This window comes from Enorma phocaeensis (genome assembly GCF_016901575.1).
GTDB classification, from domain to species: domain Bacteria; phylum Actinomycetota; class Coriobacteriia; order Coriobacteriales; family Coriobacteriaceae; genus Limicola; species Limicola phocaeensis_A.
Map to the genome: position 1 here is coordinate 163,033 of NZ_JACJKQ010000004.1, position 6,615 is coordinate 169,647.

General features: G+C 57.8%; 6 protein-coding genes and 4 tRNA genes. 2 read left to right on the top strand and 8 right to left on the bottom strand.

Annotated elements, in window-relative coordinates; genetic code table 11:
• Positions 1-160 precede the first annotated feature (160 nt).
• The 4 genes from tuf to H6A15_RS04810 all read right to left on the bottom strand — a co-directional run bounded on the left by tuf (position 161) and on the right by H6A15_RS04810 (position 1,688).
• On the bottom strand, positions 161-1,351 hold the full coding sequence (gene tuf, locus H6A15_RS04795; protein ID WP_204672632.1) for an elongation factor Tu: 1,191 nt from the start codon (positions 1,349-1,351) through the stop codon (positions 161-163).
• A gap of 89 nt (positions 1,352-1,440) precedes the next feature.
• Positions 1,441-1,517, bottom strand: a tRNA-Met gene (locus tag H6A15_RS04800).
• A gap of 4 nt (positions 1,518-1,521) precedes the next feature.
• Positions 1,522-1,597: transfer RNA gene (locus H6A15_RS04805), tRNA-Thr, on the bottom strand.
• A 6-nt stretch (positions 1,598-1,603) separates the two neighbouring features.
• Positions 1,604-1,688: transfer RNA gene (locus H6A15_RS04810), tRNA-Tyr, on the bottom strand.
• 284 nt (positions 1,689-1,972) lie between these two features.
• Here H6A15_RS04810 and H6A15_RS04815 point away from each other — a divergent pair.
• Positions 1,973-2,047, top strand: a tRNA-Thr gene (locus tag H6A15_RS04815).
• 164 nt (positions 2,048-2,211) lie between these two features.
• On the opposite strand, the gene H6A15_RS04820 is transcribed toward H6A15_RS04815, so the two are convergent.
• On the bottom strand, positions 2,212-2,898 hold the full coding sequence (locus H6A15_RS04820; protein WP_204672616.1) for an NYN domain-containing protein: 687 nt from the start codon (positions 2,896-2,898) through the stop codon (positions 2,212-2,214).
• 9 nt (positions 2,899-2,907) lie between these two features.
• Complete coding sequence (rlmB, locus tag H6A15_RS04825) at positions 2,908-3,708, bottom strand: 23S rRNA (guanosine(2251)-2'-O)-methyltransferase RlmB (protein ID WP_428840693.1); 801 nt, start codon at positions 3,706-3,708, stop codon at positions 2,908-2,910.
• A 379-nt stretch (positions 3,709-4,087) separates the two neighbouring features.
• Here rlmB and radC point away from each other — a divergent pair, with 379 nt between their 5' ends.
• Positions 4,088-4,720, top strand: coding sequence for a RadC family protein (gene radC / locus H6A15_RS04830; RefSeq protein WP_204672618.1), 633 nt, complete (start codon positions 4,088-4,090; stop codon positions 4,718-4,720).
• A 65-nt stretch (positions 4,721-4,785) separates the two neighbouring features.
• On the opposite strand, the gene H6A15_RS04835 is transcribed toward radC, so the two are convergent.
• Together H6A15_RS04835 and H6A15_RS04840 are read right to left on the bottom strand one after the other, a co-directional pair.
• The gene (locus H6A15_RS04835) at positions 4,786-5,712 is read right to left on the bottom strand and encodes a site-specific integrase (protein WP_204672619.1); all 927 of its coding nucleotides are present in this window, start codon (positions 5,710-5,712) and stop codon (positions 4,786-4,788) included.
• Complete coding sequence (locus tag H6A15_RS04840) at positions 5,622-6,341, bottom strand: hypothetical protein (protein WP_204672620.1); 720 nt, start codon at positions 6,339-6,341, stop codon at positions 5,622-5,624. The genes H6A15_RS04835 and H6A15_RS04840 overlap by 91 nt, the downstream gene beginning before the upstream one ends.
• Positions 6,342-6,615 lie beyond the last annotated feature (274 nt).

Below are 6,615 nucleotides of genomic sequence, written 5' to 3' on the forward strand. Positions count from 1 at the left end.
GATTCGACACATAACTTTGACCAGCGTGCCACGACTGGCGCCAGGGCATGTGCGCTTAAAACGCGCTCAGACCCCGCTGGTCGCTCACAAAAAGAACCCGGCTCCCGAAAATAGGAACCGGGTTCCAAGAAATCAGCTCAGAGTATCTTGAAGCTACAAGTTACTCGATGATGGTGCTGACAACGCCCGAGCCGACGGTGTGGCCACCCTCGCGGATAGCGAAGCGCAGGCCCTCCTCCATGGCGATCGGGTGAATGAGGTCGCCCTCGATGGTGATGTGGTCGCCAGGCATAGCCATCTCGGTGCCCTCAGGCAGCTTGACGGTACCGGTAACGTCGGTCGTACGGAAGTAGAACTGCGGACGATAGCCGTTGAAGAACGGGGTGTGACGGCCGCCCTCCTCCTTGGTGAGGACGTAGACCTCGCCGGTGAACTTGGTGTGCGGGTGCACCGAACCAGGCTTGCAGAGAACCTGGCCGCGCTCGATGTCCTCACGCTTGATGCCACGGAGCAGGATGCCGACGTTGTCGCCAGCCTCGCAGAAGTCCATGGTCTTGCGGAACATCTCGATGCCGGTGGCGACGGAGGACTGGGTCTCCTTGATGCCGACGATCTCGACGGGCTCGTTGAGCTTGAGCACGCCACGCTCGACACGGCCGGTAGCAACGGTACCACGGCCGGAGATGGTCATGGTGTCCTCGACGGCCATCAGGAAGGGCTTGGCGTCGTCGCGCTCGGGGGTGGGGATGTACTCGTCCACGGCCTTCATGAGCTCGCGGATGGAGTCATACCACTTCTCCTCGCCGTTGAGGGCGCCGAGAGCGGAACCACGGATGACGGGGATGTCGTCTCCCGGGAAGTCGTACTCGGAGAGGAGCTCACGGGTCTCCATCTCGACGAGGTCAATGAGCTCCTCGTCGTCGACCATGTCGCACTTGTTCAGGAAGACGACGATGTAGGGCACGCCGACCTGACGGGCGAGCAGGATGTGCTCGCGGGTCTGAGCCATGGGGCCGTCGGTAGCGGCGATGACCAGGATAGCGCCGTCCATCTGGGCAGCACCGGAGATCATGTTCTTGATGTAGTCGGCGTGGCCAGGGCAGTCGACGTGAGCGTAGTGACGCGTAGCGGTCTCGTACTCGACGTGGGCGACGGAGATGGTGATGCCGCGCTCGCGCTCCTCGGGAGCCTTGTCGATGTTCTCGAACGCAGTGAAGTCAGCCTTGCAGCCGTCGGTCTCGGAGAGAACCTTGGTGATGGCGGCGGTCAGCGTGGTCTTGCCGTGGTCCACGTGGCCGATGGTGCCGATGTTAACATGCGGCTTAGTACGCTCGAACTTTTCCTTGGCCATAAAGCCCTCCTCCTTAAGGTCGTCCCCGATGGGACATGCCTTCTTAACCATAGTGGCCTCCCCAAGATGGGAAAGCCACCGTGTTACCGTGGTAGCGGTGACTGGATTCGAACCAGTGACGCCACGGGTATGAACCGTGTGCTCTAACCAGCTGAGCTACACCGCCGTACTGGAGCCTGCGACCGGACTTGAACCGGTGACCTCCTCGTTACCAACGAGGTGCTCTACCGACTGAGCTACACAGGCACTTGCTGGTGGGAGCGCAAGGATTCGAACCTTGGTAGGCAGAGCCAACGGGTTTACAGCCCGTCCCCATTAACCACTCGGGCACACTCCCATGTTTGCAAGTCTCGGCGCTGATTAGGCTCATGCACAAGCCCGCTCTCGCGTCGAGCAGGTGAATAGTACGACGTTCCGATGGGGCGTGTCAACAAAATTGCTTTAATACACGGTGCCGGGCGTATCTTATAGCTCTGACCTGCGACTTTATGTTTCCTAACGATGAACACTTTATGGATGGTGCTGGTAGCGCCCCCCTTGGTCTCGTTTGGAGATCAATGTTTGCTTAAGCTGTGCTGCCGTTGTGCGCGAACGCCCCTTTCGGGTAAGATGATGCCCTGCGCCAGCGTGGCTCAACGGTAGAGCAAGTGATTTGTAATCACTGGGTTGCGGGTTCGATTCCTGTCGCTGGCTCCAGAGAGCGCTAGGGCCCGCCATCCCCTCGATGGCGGGCCCTTTTCTGTAACGCGTTTCTTTCTATACGGTGCTCCGGCCCTAACGCACTAGGGAAACTCGAGCAATCGCTGGCCCGCGGGCTCCGCGCCCATAGCTATATATACATCCATCGGCGCGTGCATCCGTCAGCGCACGCGGCCGCGAAGGGCGTCGAGCTTTGCCCGCGCCTCGGGCGAAAGGCGGCTGCCAAGCGTCAGCTTGATCTGAGGAGCCTCCTCGACTTCCGCCACATCGGCATCCACTTGCTTGACTTCGCCCAAAAACATGCGTGCCGAAATGCGCGTGACGCCTTTGCCCATGACGGTCGCCTGAATGGTTCCGTCGCTCGTCACCACAGAGCACGCCCGGCCCCTCTCGCGCGCATCCGTGCAGAGCCGCTGGATAATCGTGTCCGCCGAAACCCCCGTCGGAGAAAACTCGATGCGAACTCCCGCCTGAGGCAGATTCGGCCGGTCTGTGTTCACGTTGCCCGCCCCGTCAAATACGATCACCGGCTCATAGCGACCCTGGGCAAATGCCGCCACGTCTGCAATGAGCGCCGTTCGGGCGGCGTCGTACACGTCACGCGAATAGGGGTCGTCCGAGCGGTCAAAGATGAGACGCTCATACCTCGTGTCGGAATGGATGATGTTGTAGCCATCGACCACCAGGAGCTCGCACTCGCCCGGCTTGCGTCGCGCAGGAAGGGTAACGTCGTAATTCGGATTAGCGAAGGCGTTTCCCACACCGAAGGTGCTCGCAGAGACGATGGGCTTTGCCGAGCCCTCCCCGAATCGCTTCGCCTTTGCCTTTGCACGGTTTTTCTTGCCCACGGCGCCCCCCTACAGAAGGTTCTCGCCAGAAAGCGGCACCCCGTCGGATGCACCCGCGACAGGGGCCGCGCCCAACGATGAGGCGTTTACCCGAAGCCACTCATAGCAGAGCGCCGTCGTCGCCTGAGCGACGTTGAGGCTCTCCGTCTTACCCCGTTGCGGCAGGCGAGTGAGGTCGTCGCAGGTCTCAAGAACCAGACGCGAGATACCCTCGCCCTCGGAGCCCATCACGAGGGCGATTCGCCCCTCGAGGCCCGCCTCCCAGCAGCTCGCCTGTGCATGCTCGCTTGCACCGACCGCCCAGAAGCCGGCCTCCTTCAGGTCTTCGAGTGCGCGGGCGATATTGGGAACGCGCGCAATGGGGAGGTGCATGACGGCCCCGGCGGATGTCTTGTAGGCCCCGACGTTGACCTCGGCGGCGCGCTTGTTGGCAATGACGACGCCCGCCGCGCCGACCACCTCGGCAGACCGGACAATGGCGCCAAAGTTGCCGGCATCCGTCACATGGTCGAGCACCACGACCAGCGCAGGCCCCTCGCCGGCGCGGGCGATGACATCGTTGAGCGCGGCGTAGGGAAAGGCCCCCACCTCGAGCACGATGCCCTGATGCGCACCATGGCTCGAGAGCTCGTCGAGCTGGGCTCGCGAGACGTACTCAACCGGAATGTCGTGTGCTTGAATAGCACCGATCAACGATATGAGGGTCGTGTCCCGCAGGTCTCCTTCAGCGACAAGCGCCCGCTTGACGGGAAAGCCCGTGCGCAGAGCCTCGGCTGCCGCGCGGCGGCCCTCGATGACATCCCCCATCATGCGCGGACGACCTGCGGTGCCTCCCATTCGCCCACCGACCTCTCGCTTTTGCTTCCTTCCCGCACGCACGGAGGAGGCTTCAGACGAAGCTCCGGACGACGACCATGTTTTGCCGCCCTGACCGTGTTTATTTGAAGCCGAATCTTTACGCGAGCCGCGTTTTTCGTAACCTGCCACGAATTCCTCCCATGAAGCGGCGCGCTGCGGCGCACCCGCCATCAGTTTTCCTCATGCAGTATACGAGATGGCCCGATTATCCACGGGGCGTGACACCAATCCCACTGCCAAAGCACACGCAACTTCTTCTGTGTAATGGGCAGATACTAGCTATGCCTTGCGGCTGAATAGGCAAACGAAACCACCGGGACGGAGCACAGCAATGACGACACTCATGCCAAGAGAAAAGCTCAAGAAGTTTGGCCCAGCAAAACTTACCGATGTTGAACTGCTGCGCATTCTCATTGGGAGTGGCAACCAGCAGGCTTCTGCCGAGCAGATTGCTCGGCGTCTTCTCAGGCTGCTCAAAGTGCGTGGCGATGCGGTCACCTATCAGGAAGTGCTCAGTATTCCCGGCATGGGTCCGGCAAAGACGTGTGAGATCGTTGCGCTCTTTGAGCTTGGCCGCAGATACCTCATTCCCTCTGATCGCCCCGTCATCAATTGTCCAAACGATGCTTATGAGCAATTAGGGTTCATCAAAGAACGAAAGCAAGAATGCTTTGTCGTGCTCACCTTGGATGGAGCGCACCGACTTATCGATAGTTCGATAGTCTTTCAAGGCACGCTCGATCAAAGCATCGTCCATCCTCGAGAGATATTCGCCAAGGCAATAGAGGACCGTGCCGCATCGATCATCCTTGCCCACAACCACCCAAGCGGCAGCCTTGAGCCATCGCATGAGGACGCGCTCATAACCGAAAAGCTCACCGAAGCTGGCGAGCTCATGGGCATCAGCGTACTCGACCATCTTATCGTCGCAAAGCACGGCTACCACAGCATGAAAGAAGGATGATTCGCCTCCCCTATCCCCTAACTTTTTTGTGTGTTTGTCACTTGTCGGCGCAAGCCACCAACATGCTACGTGAGCCCTGACAGCGATCTCATCACAAGGTCTATATCCTTGTTTTCCAGTTCTTGAATGATATGGAGATAGGTCTTTTGCGTCGTATTCATGCTTGAATGGCCTAAGCGTCGGGCGACACTAGCAATTGATACCCCAGCAAAGAGTAACAGGGAGGCGTGGGTATGCCTTAGCCCATGCACAGAAATAGGCGGGACTCCAGCACTCAGGCACCGACGCTCCAAAATGCCATTTACCGTGGAGTTGTACACCCTGCCATGCACAAAAATGGGACGATCTGCAGGCAGCCCTTTGATTAGCTCGGAAAACTGAACGATAAGCTGCCAATCAATAGCAACTTTTCTTATCGAAGACTTGTTTTTTGTCGGCATAAACCCGGTTCCCTCTTTGTAATCCCATGTCTTGTCTACAGATAAAACCTGACGCGCAAAATCAAAGTCCTTCGGGGTTAGCGCCAACGCTTCGGAAAATCTCAAGCCCGTCTTTGCGATGAGAAGTATCAACCAATCCCAATTGAGCTGGGATGTCAAATCGAGACTGCTCAGAAGTTTATGGAGCTCGAACTGGTTAAGATATTGAACCTTTTTCTCTCGAGGTGGCTTACCTTTTACAATTGCTTTTCTCGTGGGGTCTCGGTCCATCAATCCCTCGTCAACAGCATCAAGGATTGCCCCCTTCAGCTGATGATGAAAGTCCATGACCGTCTGGCGTTCATGATGTTCGGCATAGGCATTTAAGAGCCGTTGATACGCCATTCTGTCGAGTCCCTCTACAGGGAGATCGGGAATCAATTTCTCAAGCCAGCTCTGCGTAAGCAGATACTTCTTGAGTGTCACCTTTCTAACAGCGCCCTCTTTATAGATAACAATCCACTGTCGGTAGTATTCGCAAAAAGCATCGGCGCGGCCAACCTCATGCAACATAACGTTCTCCTCCTTTCAAATGGATAACGACTTGCGCCAACAAGAGATGACAAAGAGATACGTGATGAGCAGATGAAAGAAAAGGGGCTTAGGAACAAATCTGACGAGTCGATGCAGCGCATCGTTGAGAAGAACACCTCATAAAATAGCAAGGAGAGCCAAAACGCCTGCTTACGCTGGTGAAGTGCGATGAGGTCGTCGAGGAGGGTGAGGAGTTCCGCGATTTTGTCCTGCTCCTCGACTGACGGTACGCTCATAATCGCCCCTGACATTGCCGTGCGAGACACGGATATGACCTTAATTCCCTGCATGAGGGGCGCAAGCTGCTTTCGGAAGACGGGAGCGTTCAGGTAGTGTCCGAGATAGAGGGGAGCGTATTCGCGCAGAGGCCTAAGCGGCATCGTGTGCAAGCCGGAGAAGACCGTCGATCCACCTACCCCCCGCAGCTCAGAGCACTTGCCGGCACTCGGATCCTCCGCCGTGTCTGCGACGACGATGTCGCCGTCCCGGAGTCTATCGCAAGTCAGCTTTGCAGCAATTCCATCGTCGGCGATATGAGGAAGTGTCTCCCTGCCAAGGTCCAAGATGGAGCCAAATCTAACAAGAAGGTCGCCGTAGTGGACGTCCAACGCCGAGCCTTCAGAGTCGCTCAGGTCCGCCCGCGAGAGGGTGTTGTTGCGCAGGAAGGCGAAGTCATCCCCCAGCTTACGCTGTTCCCATGTGTCTGTCCCTATCGTGCATTGAATCTAGGTCCAACAAACTCAGGACGGAACAGAGCAATGATGCGCGCTTGGGAACAGCGTAAGCTGGGGGACATCTGCACGTTCTCCAAGGGTCGCGGATACTCAAAAGATGACCTGCGCGAATCTGGAACCCCCATCATTCTCTATGGTCGCCTCTATA

Bases quoted from the DNA above. Each gene is read 5' to 3' on its own strand.
- tuf (WP_204672632.1), bottom strand. From the start codon at position 1,351: ATGGCCAAGGAAAAGTTCGAGCGTACTAAGCCGCATGTTAACATCGGC.
- rlmB (WP_428840693.1), bottom strand. From the start codon at position 3,708: ATGATGGGGGATGTCATCGAGGGCCGCCGCGCGGCAGCCGAGGCTCTG.
- radC (WP_204672618.1), top strand. From the start codon at position 4,088: ATGACGACACTCATGCCAAGAGAAAAGCTCAAGAAGTTTGGCCCAGCA.
- H6A15_RS04835 (WP_204672619.1), bottom strand. From the start codon at position 5,712: ATGTTGCATGAGGTTGGCCGCGCCGATGCTTTTTGCGAATACTACCGA.